This window comes from Pseudomonas sp. NMI542_15, from assembly GCF_021283425.1.
In the GTDB taxonomy this organism is placed as follows: domain Bacteria; phylum Pseudomonadota; class Gammaproteobacteria; order Pseudomonadales; family Pseudomonadaceae; genus Aquipseudomonas; species Aquipseudomonas fortuita.
The window spans coordinates 1-17,942 of sequence record NZ_JAJSRO010000040.1; the positions used below are offsets into that span (position 1 = coordinate 1).

The 17,942-nt window shown below is 62.5% G+C and carries 19 protein-coding genes and 1 pseudogene; 12 read left to right on the top strand and 8 right to left on the bottom strand.

Annotation, left to right across the window (positions count from 1 at the left end; all coding sequences use genetic code 11):
- Positions 1-372: 372 nt before the first annotated feature.
- Positions 373-1,260, top strand: coding sequence for a threonine/homoserine exporter RhtA (gene rhtA, locus LU684_RS29600; protein ID WP_016485839.1), 888 nt, complete (start codon positions 373-375; stop codon positions 1,258-1,260).
- A 191-nt stretch (positions 1,261-1,451) separates the two neighbouring features.
- Positions 1,452-1,733 (top strand): hypothetical protein, encoded by a 282-nt coding sequence (locus LU684_RS29605; RefSeq protein WP_016485838.1) that lies wholly within the window; start codon positions 1,452-1,454, stop codon positions 1,731-1,733.
- A 40-nt stretch (positions 1,734-1,773) separates the two neighbouring features.
- On the opposite strand, the gene LU684_RS29610 is transcribed toward LU684_RS29605, so the two are convergent.
- Complete coding sequence (locus LU684_RS29610) at positions 1,774-3,582, bottom strand: aminopeptidase P family protein (protein ID WP_016485837.1); 1,809 nt, start codon at positions 3,580-3,582, stop codon at positions 1,774-1,776.
- A gap of 218 nt (positions 3,583-3,800) precedes the next feature.
- Between LU684_RS29610 and LU684_RS29615 the strand changes: the two genes are divergently transcribed.
- Together LU684_RS29615 and LU684_RS29620 are read left to right on the top strand one after the other, a co-directional pair.
- The gene (locus tag LU684_RS29615) at positions 3,801-4,919 is read left to right on the top strand and encodes a DUF3182 family protein (protein ID WP_232895326.1); all 1,119 of its coding nucleotides are present in this window, start codon (positions 3,801-3,803) and stop codon (positions 4,917-4,919) included.
- On the top strand, positions 4,903-5,673 hold the full coding sequence (locus LU684_RS29620) for an alpha/beta hydrolase family protein (RefSeq protein WP_016485835.1): 771 nt from the start codon (positions 4,903-4,905) through the stop codon (positions 5,671-5,673). Before LU684_RS29615 ends, LU684_RS29620 begins: the two co-directional genes overlap by 17 nt.
- Here the strand turns inward: LU684_RS29620 and LU684_RS29625 are convergent.
- A pseudogene (locus LU684_RS29625) lies at positions 5,652-6,033 on the bottom strand (antibiotic biosynthesis monooxygenase). The gene LU684_RS29620 and the pseudogene LU684_RS29625 overlap by 22 nt on opposite strands.
- A gap of 70 nt (positions 6,034-6,103) precedes the next feature.
- Positions 6,104-7,108: a GlxA family transcriptional regulator gene (locus LU684_RS29630; protein WP_232895327.1), complete on the bottom strand. Its 1,005-nt coding sequence runs from the start codon at positions 7,106-7,108 to the stop codon at positions 6,104-6,106.
- A gap of 82 nt (positions 7,109-7,190) precedes the next feature.
- Between LU684_RS29630 and LU684_RS29635 the strand changes: the two genes are divergently transcribed.
- Complete coding sequence (locus tag LU684_RS29635; protein ID WP_016485833.1) at positions 7,191-7,739, top strand: cysteine hydrolase family protein; 549 nt, start codon at positions 7,191-7,193, stop codon at positions 7,737-7,739.
- An 87-nt stretch (positions 7,740-7,826) separates the two neighbouring features.
- On the opposite strand, the gene LU684_RS29640 is transcribed toward LU684_RS29635, so the two are convergent.
- Positions 7,827-8,390, bottom strand: coding sequence for a helix-turn-helix domain-containing protein (locus LU684_RS29640; RefSeq protein ID WP_016485832.1), 564 nt, complete (start codon positions 8,388-8,390; stop codon positions 7,827-7,829).
- An 83-nt stretch (positions 8,391-8,473) separates the two neighbouring features.
- On the opposite strand from LU684_RS29640, the gene LU684_RS29645 reads away from it, so the two are divergent.
- From LU684_RS29645 to LU684_RS29675, 7 genes are all read left to right on the top strand, one after another.
- Positions 8,474-9,424: a DMT family transporter gene (locus LU684_RS29645; RefSeq protein WP_016485831.1), complete on the top strand. Its 951-nt coding sequence runs from the start codon at positions 8,474-8,476 to the stop codon at positions 9,422-9,424.
- A gap of 149 nt (positions 9,425-9,573) precedes the next feature.
- The gene (locus LU684_RS29650) at positions 9,574-12,489 is read left to right on the top strand and encodes a monovalent cation/H+ antiporter subunit A (protein ID WP_016485830.1); all 2,916 of its coding nucleotides are present in this window, start codon (positions 9,574-9,576) and stop codon (positions 12,487-12,489) included.
- Positions 12,489-12,833, top strand: coding sequence for a Na+/H+ antiporter subunit C (locus LU684_RS29655; RefSeq protein WP_012315281.1), 345 nt, complete (start codon positions 12,489-12,491; stop codon positions 12,831-12,833). The genes LU684_RS29650 and LU684_RS29655 overlap by 1 nt, the downstream gene beginning before the upstream one ends.
- Entirely contained in the window at positions 12,830-14,509 is a 1,680-nt protein-coding gene (locus LU684_RS29660; protein ID WP_096425849.1) for a monovalent cation/H+ antiporter subunit D, read from the top strand. Before LU684_RS29655 ends, LU684_RS29660 begins: the two co-directional genes overlap by 4 nt.
- Complete coding sequence (locus LU684_RS29665) at positions 14,506-14,994, top strand: Na+/H+ antiporter subunit E (RefSeq protein ID WP_023049015.1); 489 nt, start codon at positions 14,506-14,508, stop codon at positions 14,992-14,994. Before LU684_RS29660 ends, LU684_RS29665 begins: the two co-directional genes overlap by 4 nt.
- Positions 14,991-15,269, top strand: coding sequence for a K+/H+ antiporter subunit F (locus LU684_RS29670; protein WP_016485827.1), 279 nt, complete (start codon positions 14,991-14,993; stop codon positions 15,267-15,269). Before LU684_RS29665 ends, LU684_RS29670 begins: the two co-directional genes overlap by 4 nt.
- On the top strand, positions 15,266-15,631 hold the full coding sequence (locus LU684_RS29675) for a Na+/H+ antiporter subunit G (RefSeq protein ID WP_016485826.1): 366 nt from the start codon (positions 15,266-15,268) through the stop codon (positions 15,629-15,631). The genes LU684_RS29670 and LU684_RS29675 overlap by 4 nt, the downstream gene beginning before the upstream one ends.
- Before the next feature lie 12 nt (positions 15,632-15,643).
- On the opposite strand, the gene LU684_RS29680 is transcribed toward LU684_RS29675, so the two are convergent.
- From LU684_RS29680 to LU684_RS29695, 4 genes are all read right to left on the bottom strand, one after another.
- Positions 15,644-15,856, bottom strand: coding sequence for a hypothetical protein (locus LU684_RS29680; RefSeq protein WP_016485825.1), 213 nt, complete (start codon positions 15,854-15,856; stop codon positions 15,644-15,646).
- Positions 15,853-16,323, bottom strand: a complete 471-nt coding sequence (locus LU684_RS29685; protein WP_033732504.1) for a hypothetical protein — start codon at positions 16,321-16,323, stop codon at positions 15,853-15,855. The genes LU684_RS29680 and LU684_RS29685 overlap by 4 nt, the downstream gene beginning before the upstream one ends.
- A gap of 345 nt (positions 16,324-16,668) precedes the next feature.
- On the bottom strand, positions 16,669-16,863 hold the full coding sequence (locus tag LU684_RS29690; protein WP_016485823.1) for a hypothetical protein: 195 nt from the start codon (positions 16,861-16,863) through the stop codon (positions 16,669-16,671).
- Positions 16,864-17,041: 178 nt separating this feature from the next.
- On the bottom strand, positions 17,042-17,446 hold the full coding sequence (locus LU684_RS29695; RefSeq protein ID WP_016485822.1) for a TraR/DksA family transcriptional regulator: 405 nt from the start codon (positions 17,444-17,446) through the stop codon (positions 17,042-17,044).
- Positions 17,447-17,942: the final 496 nt, after the last annotated feature.

Sequence of the window (17,942 nt, forward strand, 5' to 3'; positions counted from 1 at the left end):
CTATCAGTCCATACTCACAAGCACCCACACGAATTGCTTGATTCGATTTGTTAAAGAGCGTTTGGCTAAGAGCTTTTCGTCTCAACCGAGGCGCGCATTCTACGCTTTCCTCAGAGCCTGTCAAGCGTTTATTTTGAAGTTTTTTGCGAGAAACGCGTTTAGCTTCAAACACTTAACTCAACTGGGTGGCTAGTTCTACTTCGCTGCCCCGTTGGAATGGTGCGCATTATAGGGCGGTCCTGCAGAAGGTCAACCTTTAATTTCAATGATTTGAAAAATGACTGGCGGAGTCACTTAAGGGCTATCACGCGCCCCACCAATTGCGCACTATATTGCTCACTCCACACACCGCCCAAGGATCGCCGCACCTAAATGAACACCCAACCCCGCGGCCTGGCCGCCACCCTCTTCCCGATCGGCCTGCTGCTTATTGCCATGGCATCGATCCAGTCCGGTGCCTCCCTGGCCAAAAGCATGTTCCCCATCATCGGCGCACAAGGCACCACTGCACTGCGCCTGATTTTCGCCAGCATCATCATGCTGCTGCTATTGCGCCCGTGGCGGGTACGCATGACCGCCACCACCCTACGCAACGTGGTCATCTATGGCATGGCGCTGGGTGGCATGAACTTCCTCTTCTATATGGCACTGCAAACCGTTCCGATCGGCATCGCCGTGGCCTTGGAGTTTACCGGCCCTTTGGCGGTGGCAATCTTCTCCTCGCGCCGACCGATCGACTTCCTGTGGATCGCCTTGGCGATAGCCGGACTGCTGCTGTTGATGCCGGCTGGCCACAGCGGCCAGGCACTCGACCCGGTGGGGGCTGCTTATGCTTTGGGTGCTGGCGTATGTTGGGCCCTCTATATCCTGTTCGGGCAGCGTGCCGGCGCCGAGCATGGTATGCAGAGTGCGGCCCTGGGGGTGGTGGTAGCCGCCCTGTTCGTAGCGCCGATAGGTATCGCACACGCCGGCAGCGCACTGCTCACACCTGCGTTGATCCCCGTGGCCCTGGCCGTTGCGGTGCTGTCCACCGCCCTGCCCTACAGCCTGGAAATGGTTGCACTCACACGCATCCCGGCGCGCACGTTCGGCACCCTGATGAGCATTGAACCTGCATTCGGCGCACTGTCCGGCCTGCTGTTCCTCGGCGAGGTGCTGACGCTCACCCAATGGCTGGCGATTGGAGCAATCATCGCCGCTTCGGTTGGCACTACCCTGTCCATGCGCAAGGAGCCCGCCCCGGTTGTTGCGGCAGATTGATATGAGAAATATTTTCATTTGAGACAGGATTAGTGATTGTAGCCACCCGCCTCGCTGATTAAGCTGTCATAAAATCATCATCTTTACGCTATCTACTGGACCAAACACGGACGCTGGGGATATTTTCAGGAAGAAGCGAAGCGATAACGACAGGGCCAGACAACTGATCCGCCCTGCATTTAAGGACAGGAATGAAACGTATTTTTCTTATCCTGGCCATCTTGGCTATTGCTGGATGTGCCGCTACAGCCAAGACTGAGGTCAAAAGGGGCAAGAAGGGCCTGCATATCAATTGCTCAGGTCTTTCCTCTTCATGGGACAACTGCTACAGCAAGGCCGCGACCTCGTGCAGCACACGCGGCTACCGGGTCGTTGCACGCTCGGGCGATAGCGATGAAGAGGCCGGTGACTACTTGTTCGGCATCAACCCGGCGGGGTACACCAGCCGCAGCATGATCGTCATCTGCAAGTAGAAGAAAGGGCAGCTCACAGGCTGCCCTTTTTCATTTGCCCTTACAGGGGCTCGGTACGCACCTGCAGCCAGGCCAGCGCATCACCCTTGAGCAGCGGTGCCAGGCGTTCACGCACGTTCGCGTGGTAGCCGTTCAGCCACTCCACCTCTTCCTTGGCCAGCAGCTCGGGCAACAGGCAGCGGGTATCGATCGGGCACAGCGTCAAGGTCTCGAAGCACAGGAAGTCACCAAAGGCACTCTTGCCTGCTTCGCGGTTGACCACCAGGTTCTCGATACGCACGCCCCACTGCCCCGGGCGATACGTACCCGGCTCGATGGAGCTGATCATGCCCAACTGCATCGCCGTCTGCGGTGTGGGTGCCGCCTGGTAGGCAATCACTTGAGGCCCTTCGTGCACGTTCATGAAGTAGCCAACACCATGCCCGGTACCGTGGCCATAATCGACCTGGTCAGCCCAGATTGGCGCCCGGGCAATGGCGTCGAGCAACGGCGACAGTATTCCTCGCGGGAAGGTGGCACGTGACAGGGCGATCATGCCCTTGAGTACCCGGGTGCAGTCCTGCTTCTGTGCGTGGCTGGGGTTACCGACTGGCACCATACGGGTGATGTCGGTGGTGCCACCCAGGTATTGCCCGCCAGAGTCGATCAGCAGCAAGCCATCCCCCTCAATGACCGCATGCGACTGCTCGGTGGCACGGTAGTGTGGCATGGCGCCATTGCCATTGAAGGCGGCAATGGTTGAAAAACTCAGCGACACGAAGTTCGGACGCCGGGCACGTGCGGCACTCAATTGCTCGTCGACTGTCAGCTCGGTAATGACCTCCTGGCGAAGGTTGGCCTCGAACCAGGCGAAAAACTCGCACAAGGCCGCACCGTCCTGCTCCATGACATGGCGGATATGCACCAGGTCATCGTCACCTTTGCAGGATTTGCTCAGGCTGGTGGGGTTGAGCCCCTCGACCAGCACCACCTCTGCCGCCAGATTGCCCAGCAGGCCGCAGGTGACACGGGCAGGGTCCACCAACAACCGCGCCCCCACCGGAACAGCGGCCAAGGCGTTGCCTGCCTCGCTATAGTCGCGCACCTCGATGCCGTCCACCGCCAGCACCTGACGCAAATGCGCGTCCACCTTGTCCTGGCCCACGAACAGAATGGCCTGCTGCTGACTGATCAAGGCAAAAGCCAGGAAAACCGGGTTGTACGAAACATCACTGCCACGCAGGTTGAACAGCCAGGCGATGTCATCCAGGGTTGCAATAAAGTGCCAGTCGGCCCCTTTGGCCTGGAGGCCCTGGCGCAATTGCGCGAGCTTTTCCGCCCGGCTTACCGTGGCGTGCGGCGGCAAGTGCTGGTACACCGGGTTGGCGGGCAGCGCTGGGCGCCCTTCCCAGACCTGGGCTAGCAGGTCCTGGTCGGTCACCAGCCTTGCCCCACGGGCCTTGAGCCGCTCACCCAGCTGGCGCGCCGACGCCAGCGCCATGACGGCCCCATCCACCGCGACGTTGCCATCGGGCTCGACATTATCGCCCAGCCACTCCAGCGCCCCAGGCTTGCCGGGCAGCAGCTTCATCAGTTCGATACCGCTACCAGCCAGCTCGTGATCCGCTTGCTCCCAGTACCGGCTATCGACCCACAACCCTGCAAAGGCGGGCGTGACTACCAGCGTGCCGACCGAGCCGTGAAAACCCGAAAGCCACTGGCGCCCCTGCCAGTAACCGGGCAGGTATTCGGAAAGGTGGGGGTCGGCCGAGGGTACCAGCAAGGCATCGATGCCCCCTGCGGCCATGGCCTGGCGCACGTGCGCCAGTCGCTCTGGCACGCTTTGCTCAAGGGTGGTCTGAACGTTCATGCGCTCTCCTGCGGCTACATCACGGTTAATCCAGTACCCGATAATGGAACAGCCGCCAGAGCGCTGCAATCGCGGCGACCAAGACACGGCATGCATTGCCCGCCACGCCCTGTGCCAACAGGACGCTTCCTACAAACGGACAGGACCACCGATCAAGTCCCGCTGAACTTCCCCAAAACACCGGCTTCAGACACAGTACATTCATTGCACACAGGCAAATGACCATGCCCAGTGCCTGCGACCGGAAAACCGGCGTGGTGTTGCTCGACACCCGCGAACATACGCCAGAACATGAGCATGCCGTGCACCTCAAGCTCGCCGATGGCCTGGCAGGCCTGCTCGGCTGCCCGCACATACACCCCCCCCATTCAACAACCGCCGCTGACAGCTATTATTACTTGCCTACCGAAACCCTGATCGAGCCAAAACGCCATGCCGCCATGGGCATCCGCAGCGAGCAGGACCTGTTCGGCGGCCTGGCCGCACACCCTTACATGGCGACCAAGGCAATCTCCCACCCGTTGCCGGCCGGAGCCAGCTTTCCGCCAGGCTGGACCGATGACTTCGCCCGACAGGCAAGCGACGCTTTGCTGCGCGGCTATACCGTTTTCAGCAAAGCCGATGCGCGCACCGCCGCTCAGTTGTTATTGCTCGACGGCCCCCTGAGGGTCAAGCCCGTGCTGGCCTGCGCAGGCCGAGGGCAGCAGGTCATCTCAACGGCGAGCGCGCTAGAGCCACTGCTGGCCGCCATGGATGACCAGGACCTGGCACTGTGGGGGCTGGTACTCGAAGAAGATCTGAGCGACGTGCAAACCTTCAGCGTTGGCCAGGTGCGTGTCGCCGGCCTGACCTGCAGCTATCACGGCACCCAGCAACTGACCCACGATCATCAGGGCACCGAGGTGTATGGCGGTTCTGACCTGGTAGTGGTACGTGGTGACTATCAGGCGCTGCTGCAACTGCCGCTGGAAGACCACCTGCGCCTGGCCATCAACCAGGCCATGGCCTACGAACAGGCTGCCGAGCAGCACTTCCCTGGCTTCATCGCCTCGCGGCGCAACTACGACATCGCTCGCGGCCTGAACCCTCAGGGCCACCTGCGTAGCGGCGTGCTCGAACAATCCTGGCGCCTGGGCGGTGCGAGCAGTGCCGAGCTGCTGGCCCTGCAGGCTTTTGCCGATGATCCGGCATTGCAGCGGGTGCGAGCCTCCACGCACGAAGTATTCGGTACGCCCGACCTGCCCGCTGACGCCACCCTCTTCTACCAAGGAAACGACAGTGAACTCGGACAACTCAGCAAATTTGCACGGATTCGCGAACATGGCCGTTCAGAGTGAAACCGTTGAACTGCAAGTCGACAACGACAGCATTGTCGGCACGCTGGTCAGCCCTGGCAGCAAGATGCCAGGCATCCTCTTCGTGCACGGTTGGGGCGGCAGCCAGCAGCGTGATCTGGCCCGTGCCCGACACATCACCGGGCTGGGCTGCGTGTGCATGACCTTCGACCTGCGCGGCCATGAAAAGACCGAAAGCCAACGCCTGACGGTCACCCGTGAACAGAACCTGCAGGACCTGCTGGTGGCCTACGACCGGCTGGTCAGCCATCCAGCCGTAGACAGCAGTGCCATCGCCATCATCGGCAGCAGCTATGGTGGCTACCTGGCAACCTTGCTGACCCGCGAGCGGCCAGTCAGATGGCTGGCCCTGCGCGTACCCGCCATGTATTGGGACGACGAATGGAACACCCCCAAGCAAACCCTCGACCGCCAACGCCTGAATGCCTACCGCCAGCGATCGCTGGGCCCGGCAGACAATCGCGCACTGGCGGCGTGCGCCGAATTCGGCGGGGATGTGTTGCTGGTGGAGTCCGAGCAGGACGACTATGTGCCGCACAGCACATTGATGAGCTACCGTTCGGCATTCGTCGGCGCCCACTCGCTCACCCATCGCATCGTCGACGGTGCCGACCACGCGCTGTCCAGCGAAGCGAGCCAGAAGGCCTACAGCTCGATCCTGGCAGCGTGGATCAGCGAAATGGTGATCGGTGCCCGCCTGGACCGCTACCCGCACTATGCCCCCTGGTATGCCTGAGGCTCACCCCACCTCGCACTGCAGACCACCATCGGCGCCGCGCACCAGGCTGCGCAAGGCCTGGTAGGCGGCAAAGTTTACGCCACGCGCCTGATGCTGACCCAGCAGTTCAAGGAAGGGTTCCTCGACGAAGTACTCGGCTGCCGCTACCCAGGCTTGGCGTGACTGCCACTGCAGGTACTGGAGCACCCGGCTGCCATCGTCACTGGCCTGGATGCTGACACCCTGCAGCCCTTCACAGCGCGTGGCCAGCGCTTCGCTGCGCGCCACCAACGCCAGGGCCAGCGCTTGCTGGCACATGCTGGGCACTTCATATTCGATCATTTGGGTGAACCACAGGGCATGAGGGCTTGCCGACATCGACGTTCTCCTGGTTACGGACGCATGCTTCGCGATGCCGAGCAGGGTAAAACCTCAAGTGAAGTCAAGGTCAAGTGGTTTCTGCCTGCCCCTGGCCTAATACCGCAAAACGCCGCCGATAGTCACTCGGGGTCAGGCCAGTGATGCGCTGGAACACCTTGCGAAACGCGCCCGGGTCCTGGTAACCGACACCCCAGGCGATCTGTTCGACGTTGCGCCGGGTGAATTCCAGCAAACGGCACGCCCGCCCCACCCTCACCTGCTGACAATACTCGGTCGGTCGCAACCCGGTAGCGGCACGAAAGCGCCGCAGAAAGGTGCGGGCTTCCAGCCCTGCACACGCAGCCATGGCGGCGAGGTCGGCTTCCTGCCCGCCACTGCCCCGCAACCAGTGCTGCACTTTCAGCACCGCCTCGTCACCGTGGTCCAGACGCGGATTGAACACAGCCCCAGGTAGCGGTGCCGCGACCGGGTCGACGGCGAGATAGCGGGCAGTCTCCCGTGCCACCGTAGGCCCCAAAAAACGCTCCAGCAAGCGCAAGCCCAGGTCAGTCCAGGCCATAAGCCCGGCCGAGGTCACGATATCACCGTCATCCAGCAATGGCTGCTGAGACTCTACTCGCACCTTGGGGAAGCGCTGGGCTAGCGCCTGCACGTAGTTCCAGTGCGTGCAGGCCGGGCGACCGTCGAGCAGGCCGCTGGCGGCAATGAAGAACACACCGATACACACCGACGCCAGTACCGTACCGTGCCCGTGCAGCTGGCACAGCGACGCACGGTGACGTTCGAGCAGCTCGGCTTGTGGAGCCGACTCCAGGCTCGGCGGAATGACCAGTACACGCAGGCCCGGCGCGGCGACCGCCGGGCTATCCGGGGCAGGCAGCAACTGCCCCGCCTCATCTGCCTGCCAGAAGCTGACACGAATGTGCGGCAGTTCGACGGCCCCCAGCTCCGCCACAACCCGGTTGGCCACCAGGAACAGGTCAGCCAGGCCATGCACAGCGGCGCGCTGCACGCCGGGGTACAGCAGCAGGCCGATGTCCAGGCTGGCGAGGGTGTCAGTTTTTGCCTGCATAGTGTCGTTCGCGCCAATCCTCAGGTCAGTGCACACAGCCTATAACTAACGTCTCCCGACGACTACTGCCACAGGAGGCAGCATGAGCAAGCAGGCGCTGATCATCATCGACATCCAGAACGACTACTTCCCGGGCGGCAAGTGGCCCCTCGTGGGCGCCGACCAGGCGGCCGACAACGCCGCCCGGCTGCTGGCGGCGGCGCGCCAGCGCGGCGAGCTGGTGGTACATGTGCGGCATGAATTCGACAGCGTCGATGCACCATTCTTCGCGCCCGGCTCGCTGGGTGCGGCCATTCACAGCAAGGTCGAGCCGGTAACAGGTGAACCGGTGGTGCTCAAACACAAGGTCAACGCCTTCCTCGGTACCGACCTTGAGCTCACGCTGGACCGGCATGGCGTCGAAGCCCTGACCATCGTTGGCAGCATGAGCCACATGTGCATTGACGCCGCTACCCGCGCTGCAGCTGACCTGGGCTACACGGTGACCGTGGCGCATGATGCTTGCGCTACCCTGCCACTGGAGTTCAATGGCAAGCAGGTGCCGGCTGCGCAGGTGCATGATTCGGCTATGGCGGCCTTGGCGTTTGCCTATGCCTCGGTGGTGAAGACGGATGAGCTACTGAAAAACTGATCGGGTTAACGCTCTTCAGGGAGCGGGCTGGGCAATCGGCTACAGGTATCGCTGCAGGCATCAGGCTTGCCCGATGCCTGCAGCGACTCAAATCACCACATTGCGCACAAATCTCACCGCAACCCCAGCATCATTACGGTAGGCGTACCGGCAATTGCTGGGAAACACATGAAACTGCCCCACCTGCAGGCAATGCTCGATCCCTTCGATAATCAGCGTCAGTTGCCCTTCAGCCACATAGATCTGCTCGCTCCAGCCTTCGGCATCAGCCTCGCTGGAATAGCACTCGCCCGGTGCAAGGGTCCACTCCCAAAGCTCCACCTCACGCCGTGCCGCACTGCTACCCAGCAGCACTGCCCGGCTCTGCGGGTATACCCCGGCCCAGGCCAATTCCTCGATGCGGCCGGGGTCGCGCTGGTCAGGCGCCTGAATCAGGGTGCTGAACGCCACCCCCAAGGCTTCGGCGATCAGGTCGAGGGTAGTCAGGCTGACGTTCTTCTCGCCTGCCTCGATCGCCACCAGCATGCGCCGGCTGACGCCTGAGCGCTCGGCCAACGCCGTCTGGCTCAACCCGCCAGCGTTGCGCAGGCTGCGTACGTTGAGGCTCACATGCTGCAGCACCGATGCCCGATGCGAAGTATCTTTGTGCACTATATTGCTCACTGGTCAAGATTGCGCAGTATACTGCCCACTTTGCGGCGATTGTGCGCCGCCCCCTCCGAGTGCGCAAGACCATGAGCCAGGCCCGCAACACACCCACCCCCGCCGTTACCTTCCGCCTGAGCAAGGCAGAACTGGTGCTGGTGTTCATCACCATGTTGTGGGGCGGCACCTTCCTGCTGGTGCATAACGTAATGACCGTCAGCGGCCCGATGTTCTTCGTCGGCCTGCGCTTCGCTGCGGCAGCGCTGTTCGTGGGCGTGGTTTCGGCGCGGGCGTTGCCCGGGCTGACCTTCACCGAGCTCAAGGCCGGCCTGCTGATAGGCGTGTCGATCATGCTCGGCTACGGCCTGCAAACCATGGGTCTTCAGACCATCAGCAGCAGCCAGTCGGCGTTCATCACTGCGTTGTACGTGCCGTTCGTGCCGCTGTTGCAGTGGCTGGTGCTGGGCCGCCGGCCTGGCCTGATGCCCAGCATCGGCATTTGCCTGGCGTTCATCGGCCTGATGCTGCTGGCCGGCCCGGAAGGCGGCAGCCTGCACTTCAGCGAGGGCGAGGTGGTTACCCTGGTCAGCGCCGTCGCCATCGCTGCCGAAATCATCCTGATCAGCCGTTACGCCGGCCAGGTCGATGTGCGCCGGGTCACCGTCGTGCAACTGGCGACCGCTTCGCTGCTGGCGTTCCTGATGATCGTACCGACCCAGGAACGCATCCCCGACTTCTCCTGGCTGCTGCTGGCCAGCGCAATAGGCCTGGGTGCCATGAGCGCGGTGATCCAGGTGGCCATGAACTGGGCGCAGAAGTCGGTCTCGCCCACCCGCGCCACCCTCATTTATGCCGGTGAACCGGTGTGGGCCGGGATCGTCGGGCGCATCGCCGGCGAACGCCTGCCGGGCGTGGCGCTGCTCGGTGGCCTGCTGATCGTGATCGCGGTGGTGGTCAGCGAACTCAAGGTACGCCGCCCCCGCGAAACCGTCGAAGCACACGACGTCCAGAGTGAAGGCGAGCGCCAGACCGGCCTGTAAAGATGACAACAGCGACTATGCTTTGTAAAAAACTGTTATAAAAAAACAGCTTGTCACAGCCTGTTTGTAGGATTCTGCGACAGCTTGCGTGTTGGTGATCACTTCCCCGGCACGTATGATCTTTGCAAACTTCTCCAGAATAGGCCCCTATGTCATTGATAGTGCTATTGCTTCTGCCGTTCGTGGGCAGTTGCCTGGCAGCCGTGCTGCCGCACAACGCACGTAACGCCGAGTCCATTCTCGCCGGGCTCGTGGCCTTGGTCGGCACCGTCCAGGTAGCACTGCTGTACCCTCAAATTGCCCACGGGGGCGTGATTCGCGAAGAATTCCTCTGGCTGCCCAGCCTGGGGTTGAACCTGGTACTGCGCATGGACGGCTTTGCCTGGCTGTTCTCGCTGCTGGTGCTGGGCATCGGCACACTGGTGTCGCTGTATGCGCGCTACTACATGTCGCCACAGGACCCGGTGCCGCGTTTCTTCGCCTTCTTCCTGGCCTTCATGGGCGCCATGCTCGGCCTGGTAATCTCCGGTAACCTGATTCAGCTGGTGTTCTTCTGGGAACTGACCAGCCTGTTCTCATTTCTTCTTATCGGTTACTGGCACCACCGCGCTGACGCCCGCCGCGGCGCCTACATGGCGCTCATGGTGACCGGCGCGGGTGGCTTGTGCCTGCTGGTGGGTGCCCTGCTGCTCGGCCATGTGGTCGGCAGCTATGACCTGGACAAGGTCCTGGCTGCCGGCGACACCATCCGCCAGCATGCGCTTTATCCGGTGCTGCTGCCCCTGATCCTCATTGGCGCGCTGAGCAAAAGCGCACAGTTCCCCTTCCATTTCTGGCTGCCCCATGCCATGGCAGCACCCACTCCGGTATCGGCCTATTTGCACTCTGCCACCATGGTCAAGGCCGGGGTGTTCCTGCTAGCGCGGTTCTGGCCGGTGCTGTCAGGCAGCGAAGAGTGGTTCTGGATCGTCGGCGGTGCCGGCGCCCTCACCCTGCTGCTCGGCGCTTTCGCCGCCATGTTCCAGAACGACCTCAAGGGGCTGCTGGCCTATTCGACCATCAGCCACCTGGGTCTGATTACCCTCCTGCTGGGCCTGAACAGCCCACTGGCCGCGGTCGCCGCCGTGTTCCACATTCTCAACCACGCCACCTTCAAGGCCTCGTTGTTCATGGCCGCCGGCATCATCGACCACGAAAGTGGAACCCGCGACATCCGCCGCCTCAGCGGCCTGATCCGCCTGGTGCCATACACTGCCACCCTGGCCATGGTGGCCAGCGCCTCGATGGCCGGCGTGCCGCTGATGAACGGCTTCCTGTCCAAGGAAATGTTCTTCGCCGAAACGGTGTTTATCAGTTCCACTGCCTGGGTCGAAGCAACGTTGCCGGTGATCGCCACCCTGGCCGGTACCTTCAGCGTGGCCTACGCCCTGCGCTTTACCGTGGATGTGTTCTTCGGTCCCACCGCCCAGGACCTGCCCCACACCCCGCACGAGCCGCCACGCTGGATGCGTGCTCCGGTCGAGCTGCTGGTACTCACCTGTCTGGTGGTGGGCATCTTCCCCGCCCAGTCGGTCGGCCCGCTGCTGGCCGCCGCAGCCCTCCCGGTAGTAGGCGGTACTTTGCCGGAGTACAGCCTGGCGATCTGGCATGGCTGGAATGCGCCACTGATCATGAGCCTGGTGGCCATGAGCGGCGGCATCGTGCTGTACCTGCTGCTGCGCAAGCAACTGCGCCTGGGCCGCTTCCCCTACCCACCGTTGATCGAACGTTTCAATGGCAAGCGCCTGTTCGAGCACGGGCAGGTTCACCTGATGCTGCTGGCGCGGCGCATCGAACGCCTGTTCACCACCCGCCGCCTTCAGTCGCAGCTGTTCATGCTGGTGCTCGCGGCCTTCCTCGCCGGCCTCACGCCCATGCTCTACAGCGGGCTCAGCTGGGGCGACCGGCCTAAGATCCCGGGTTCCGGCGTGTTCGTCGCGCTGTGGCTGATCGCCATCGCCTGTGCCATCGGCGCCGCGTACCAGGCCAAGTACCACCGCCTGGCAGCACTGATCATGGTCAGTGTCTGCGGCCTGATGACCTGCATCACCTTTGTCTGGTTCTCTGCGCCCGACCTGGCCCTGACCCAGCTGGTGGTCGAAGTGGTCACCACCGTGCTGATCCTGCTTGGCCTGCGTTGGTTGCCCCGGCGTATCGAAGGCGTATCGCCGCTACCGGGTAGCCTGGAGCGTGCGCGCATGCGCCGCCTGCGCGACCTGCTGCTGGCGGTGCTGGTGGGTGGCGGGATGGCCTTGCTGTCCTACGCCATGCTGACCCGGCCGACCCCCAACGACATTTCCTCGTTCTACCTGAGCCGTGCACTGCCCCAAGGCGGCGGCACCAATGTGGTCAATGTCATGCTGGTCGACTTCCGCGGCTTCGATACCCTCGGTGAAATCACTGTGCTGGTGGCCGTGGCGCTGACCGTGTTCGCCCTGCTGCGGCGCTTCCGCCCGCCCAAAGAGAGCATGCAGTTGCCTGCGCAACAACGCCAGCTGGCGCGTGACGTGGTCACCGACCTGATCAACCCGCGGCATGCCACCGACACCGCCCTGGGCTTCATGATGGTGCCTGCGGTGCTGGTGCGCCTGCTGTTGCCAATCGCCCTGCTGGTGTCCATGTACCTGTTCATGCGCGGCCACAATCAGCCAGGCGGCGGCTTCGTCGCCGGCCTGGTGATGTCGGTGGCGTTCATCCTGCAATACATGGTGGCGGGCACCCAGTGGGTGGAGGCGCAGATGAGCCTGCGCCCACTGCGCTGGATGGGCACCGGGTTGCTGTGCGCCACCCTGACCGGAATCGGCGCCATGCTGCTGGGCTACCCGTTCCTGACCACCCATACCGCCCACCTGCACCTGCCTTTGCTCGGTGATGTGCACGTGGCCAGCGCGCTGTTCTTCGATGTTGGCGTGTACACCGTGGTGGTCGGCTCGACCCTGCTGATCCTCACTGCCCTGGCGCACCAGTCGGTGCGCGCCTACCGCCCGGGCAATTCATCGAAAACCAGCCAAGCAGGAGCCGCCTGATGGAAGAAGTCATTGCAGTCGCCATCGGCGTGCTGGCCGCCTCGGGGGTGTGGCTGATTCTGCGCCCGCGGACCTACCAGGTAATCATGGGCCTGTGCCTGCTGTCGTACGGCGTAAACCTGTTCATCTTCAGCATGGGCAGCCTGTTCATCGGCAAGGAGCCCATCATCAAGGAGGGCGTCACCCAAGACCTGCTGCACTACACCGACCCGTTGCCTCAGGCCCTCGTGCTTACGGCCATCGTCATCAGCTTCGCCATGACGGCGCTGTTTCTGGTGGTGTTGCTGGCCTCGCGCGGCCTGACCGGTACCGACCACGTGGATGGCCGGGAGCGTGACGAATGAATGGCATGAGCCAACTGATCGTCGCGCCCATTCTCCTGCCACTGGTGACGGCAGCGGTAATGTTGCTGCTGGGCGAGAAACATCGGCGTATCAAGGCCCGGCTCAACCTGCTGTCGACCTTCGCCGGCCTGGCCATTGCCGTCAGCCTGCTGCTGTGGGTGCGCACCCAGGGCCAGGCGGAATCGATCGGCGTCTACCTGCCGGGCAACTGGCCAGCACCGTTCGGTATCGTCCTGGTGGTGGACCACCTGTCGGCATTGTTATTGACCCTCACCGGTGTCATCGGCTTCAGCGCCCTGCTGTTTGCCCGCGCCCGCTGGGACGGTGCCGGGGCCAGTTTCCATGCGTTGTTTCAGATTCAGCTGATGGGGCTTTACGGCGCCTTTCTCACCGCCGACCTGTTCAACCTGTTCGTGTTCTTCGAGGTGCTGCTGGCAGCCTCCTATGGCTTGCTGCTACATGGCTCGGGGCGTGCGCGGGTACGAGCCGGCCTGCACTACATTGCCATCAACCTGTTCGCTTCGTCGCTGTTCCTGATCGGCGCAGCGATGCTGTATGGGGTAACCGGCACCCTGAACATGGCCGACCTGGCGCTGAAGATTCCACTGGTACCGGAGGCGGACCGCGGCCTGCTGCATGCCGGCGCGGCGATCCTGGCCATGGCCTTCCTGGTCAAGGCCGGCATCTGGCCGCTGAACTTCTGGCTGGTGCCGGCCTACGCCTCAGCCAGCGCGCCGGTAGCCGCGTTGTTCGCCATCATGACCAAGGTCGGCCTTTACGCCCTCCTGCGCCTGTGGACGTTGCTGTTCTCCGGGCAGGCCGGCGCATCGGCGCATTTCGGTGGCGAGTGGCTGGTGTACGGTGGCCTGGTCACCCTGGCGGTGGCTGCAGTGTCGATCCTGGCCGCACAGCGCCTGGAGCGCATGGCAGCGCTCAGCATCCTGGTTTCGGCCGGCACCCTGCTCGGCGCCGTCGGTTTTGCCCAGTCGGCGCTGACTGGTGCGGCGCTGTTCTACCTGGTCAACTCGACCCTGGCGCTGTGCGCGCTGTTCCTGCTTGCCGAACTGGTCGAACGCTCGCGCTCGGCCAACGAAGTGCCGCTGGACGAAGAAGAAGACGCCATGCCGCCACCGCTGGAGTCGTTACACCCGCCCAAAGGTATCAACCTCGACGACGAGCAGAAGGTGGTGATTGGCCAGATCATCCCCTGGACCATGGCGTTCCTCGGCCTCAGCTTCATCGCCTGCGCCTTGCTGATCATAGGTATGCCGCCGTTGTCAGGCTTCGTCGGCAAGCTCAACCTGATCAGCGCACTGTTCAACCCGCAAGGCCTGGGCGTGCCGGCCGAGCAGCCGCTGAGTGCGGCGGGCTGGGGCCTGGTGGCGCTGCTGATCCTGTCCGGCATGGCCTCGCTCATCGCCTTCGGCAGGGTCGGTATCCAGCGCTTCTGGAAACCCGAAGAGCGCCCGTCGCCAGTGCTACGCCGCTATGAGTGCCTGCCCATCGTCATCCTGCTAGGCCTGTGCATCATCCTCAGCCTCAAGGCCGAGCCGTTGCTGCGCTACACCCAGGACACCGCTGCCAGCCTGCAGGCCCCCGATGCCTATATCGAAGCCGTGATGGCCGCACGGCCGATTTCTGGGCCCACCTCGCTCGACGTACAGGTGCAGCCATGAACCGACTGTTCCCCGCCCCGCTGCTCTCGGTTTCGCTATTCGGCCTGTGGCTGCTGCTGAATCTATCGGTCAGCCCTGGCAACCTGCTGCTAGGTGCCGTACTCGGCGTGCTGGCGCCACTGCTGATGGCGCCGCTGCGCCCACAGCATGCCCACGTGCGTCGGCCAATCGTCATCGCCCGGCTGATTGGCCGGGTAGGCATGGATGTGATCATGTCCAATTTGCTGGTGGCCCGTGGCGTACTGCGTGCCGGCAAGCAACCACCACGCTCGGCGTTCGTGCATATTCCGCTGGCCCTGCACGACGCGCATGGGCTCGCGGCACTGTCGATGATCACCACTGTAGTGCCCGGCACGGTCTGGTCCGAGCTGGCGCTGGACCGCAGCGTATTGCTGCTGCACGTGTTCGACCTGGAGGATGAGGCTGCCTTTATCCAGCACTTCAAGGACACCTACGAACGCCCGCTGATGGAGATATTCCAATGACAGGCCTGCTCGCCAACGCTGTCCTCGCCAGCCTGTTCATCTTCACCTTGGCCATGGGCCTGGCGCTGGTCCGGCTGTTCCGTGGCCCGTCCGCCCAGGACCGGGTGCTGGCGCTGGACTACCTTTACATCCTGGCCATGCTGACCATGCTGGTGCTGGGAATCCGTTATGCCAGTGACACCTACTTCGAAGGTGCCCTGCTGATTGCGCTGTTCGGCTTCGTCGGTTCGTTTGCCCTGGCGAAGTTTCTGCTGCGCGGTGAGGTAATCGAATGACCGAAACCCTGGTACTGCCCTTCTGGCTGGAAGTGGTCACCGCCGCGCTGCTGCTGGCCGGCAGCCTGTTCGCGCTGGTCGGAGCAATAGGCCTGGTGCGCCTGAAGGATTACTTCCAGCGCATGCACCCACCGGCGCTGGCTTCGACCATTGGCGCCTGGTGTGTAGCGCTGGCTTCGATCATCTACTTCTCGTGGCTCAAGGAAGCCCCGGTCCTGCACGCCTGGCTAATTCCCATTCTGCTGTCGATCACCGTGCCGGTCACCACGCTGCTGCTGGCCCGGGCGGCGTTGTTTCGCAAGCGCATGTCAAAAGAGCCAGTGCCTGAAGAAGTCAGCAGCGGCCGCGATCGGGGCAACTGAAGGGCCGCCGTCTCAGCCTTGGCTGAGGCGCTGCAGCTCCCGCCGCACCATGGCGACATAAGGGGGCGGGCCGAGTTGGTACAGCTCACCCGCGACCCAGTTCAACCATGCCCCTTGCAGCTCCCCACGCCTGCCCAGCAAACGTTCGGCCTCAGCCACAGCATCCGCCTGATGCAGCCGATGAAATTCGACACGCGAGGCAGGTGCACTATCGCTGTCGGTCATTCACTGGCCTTGAAGGTGGTCAGCTCGCCTTTGCGCCATTTGGCAACCTTGCCGGTCACCGCCTTGAGCAATTTGCCCAGGCCTTCCTGCACCTGCTGTTGCGCGGCGAAAACCAGCATTACGCCGTGCCCCTCGCGCAACACGATGCCCTCGCCTTGAGGTACCGAGACGAAGGCATAATCGCCCACGCCATACACATTCAGTTTGATATCGCGAAAGCGCATTTCCAGCTTGCCACCTTCGCGGCTGGGCAACACGGCAGCGCGGAAGTGGTCGCCGACTTTCAGTTCAAGGCGCTGCTTGTCATCGACCACCAATGCGTTTTCGGTGTCGATCTCGGCCATGTAAAGGCCTTCAGGAGTTTGTTCGGTAACGTAGATAAAACGACCCTGGAACAGCTGGGCCAATTTACCGCGCAAGTCGCCCAAGGCGAACAACGCATGGGTATCAAGTGTGCTGACTGCCAATGAAGTAATCCTCAACCGGTTACAACCCGCCCTCCCCCAAGCTCGGGGAGGCACGGCCATTTCTTATCGATAGGCGAAAAGAGTAATAAAGCGATATGCGAAATGTCTGTGCCCGCTGACGATGCAGCGTGCAGGAATCTTTACTCTGGTTTGCCAGATTCGCCCTCAACCGAAGGCGTTTGGCTCATTCCCGGTTTGGGAAGCGTGATGCCTGAGACCACTCACCAGAAAGCGCAACCATGGGGGTGAGCCTGCAAGAAGACAAGCCCTGGCATCCATGTGCGCATTACTGTGGGACAAATATGCCCGAAAACACCGAAACCCGTCGAGAGGCAATAAACAATTTCAGGCAGCCAGGCCTTTCTCAAGTTGCTGCTGCCAGGCAGCCTGACACTCTATTGCCTCTTCACGCGTAGCGAAGGCGGTGCCCCGGCGCTCGCCATTGACCAGCACCACCCAGCAGATGCGTTTGCCCAGCGCCTGCAAGGTGGCTGGCACACCCGAACCTATCATCACGGCTACATCGACCCGGCTATTCATCCTGCCCTCCGGCATTTAGTTAGCACCCTAACGATAAAGCCATAATACGCCTGCCCGCCTGGAGAAAACAGCGCTTCGCGGTACAGCAGTGTTACGCGCTGGGCAACAAAACCGGTACCTGCAAGAAACGCGAAAAGCCCCAGGGATCGCTCCGTGGGGCCTGGCACCGCGCGCGGGGTTATACCTGGCGCTGGTGACGGTCGAGCTGCTCGTGGCGCTCCTGGGCTTCGATGCAGTACTTGGTGGTCGGGCTGATCAGCAGGCGCTTCAGGCCAATGGGCTCACCGCTGTCATCGCACCAGCCGAAGCTCTCGTCGGAGATACGATCCAGGGCCATTTCCAGCTGGGGCAACAAGCGCTGGTCGCGGTCGATGGCATTGACCAGCCAGCTACGCTCTTCTTCGACCGAAGCCACATCGGCGGGGTCCGAAGGAGTGTCCAGGCCTTCGATGGTGGCACGGCTGAGCTCGATGCGTTCATGGGTTTCGACTTTCATCGACTGCAGCAGGCCAGTGAAGAAAGCCAGCTGGTCAGCGTTCATGTAGTCATCGGCCGACATGGCCAGCAACTGTTCCTTGGTCATCGATTTCTCTATGAAAAAATGTGCATTGGGGCGATTCGGGTGCCGCCGACGCCTTGGCATCGGCAGCGGAAATTTTCAAGCGCCAACCGGCACTCTTTTACAGGGGGCGGCAGTCTAAGGCGCCACGTCGCGTGGAGCAACTGCAATCGGGTGCAAATTTGCTTCCAGTGCTTACAATCCGCCGGTCGGCACCCCAGGTCTGCTGCATAGCCAGTAGTAAACAGTATTTCTGGCTGCGGCCGTGTCGCCGGCTTTCGATCTTGCTCTTGATCTTGCTCTTCGCGACTTCAGGAGGCCGAACGCAGGCCTTGCGGAGGGAGGTGACGGGCATGGATACCCGTCAAGCGCTGGGCCCCAGGATGGGGCCTGCAGCGCGGTCCTCCCGGGAGCGAGGCCGGAGTGAGGGAACCCCGGAGCGAAGCGCAGGGGCCGGATGATCGGAGCGCAGCGTTTTTTGGTTACTTTTTGTCGCGTCTGACAAAAAGTGACTCGCCGT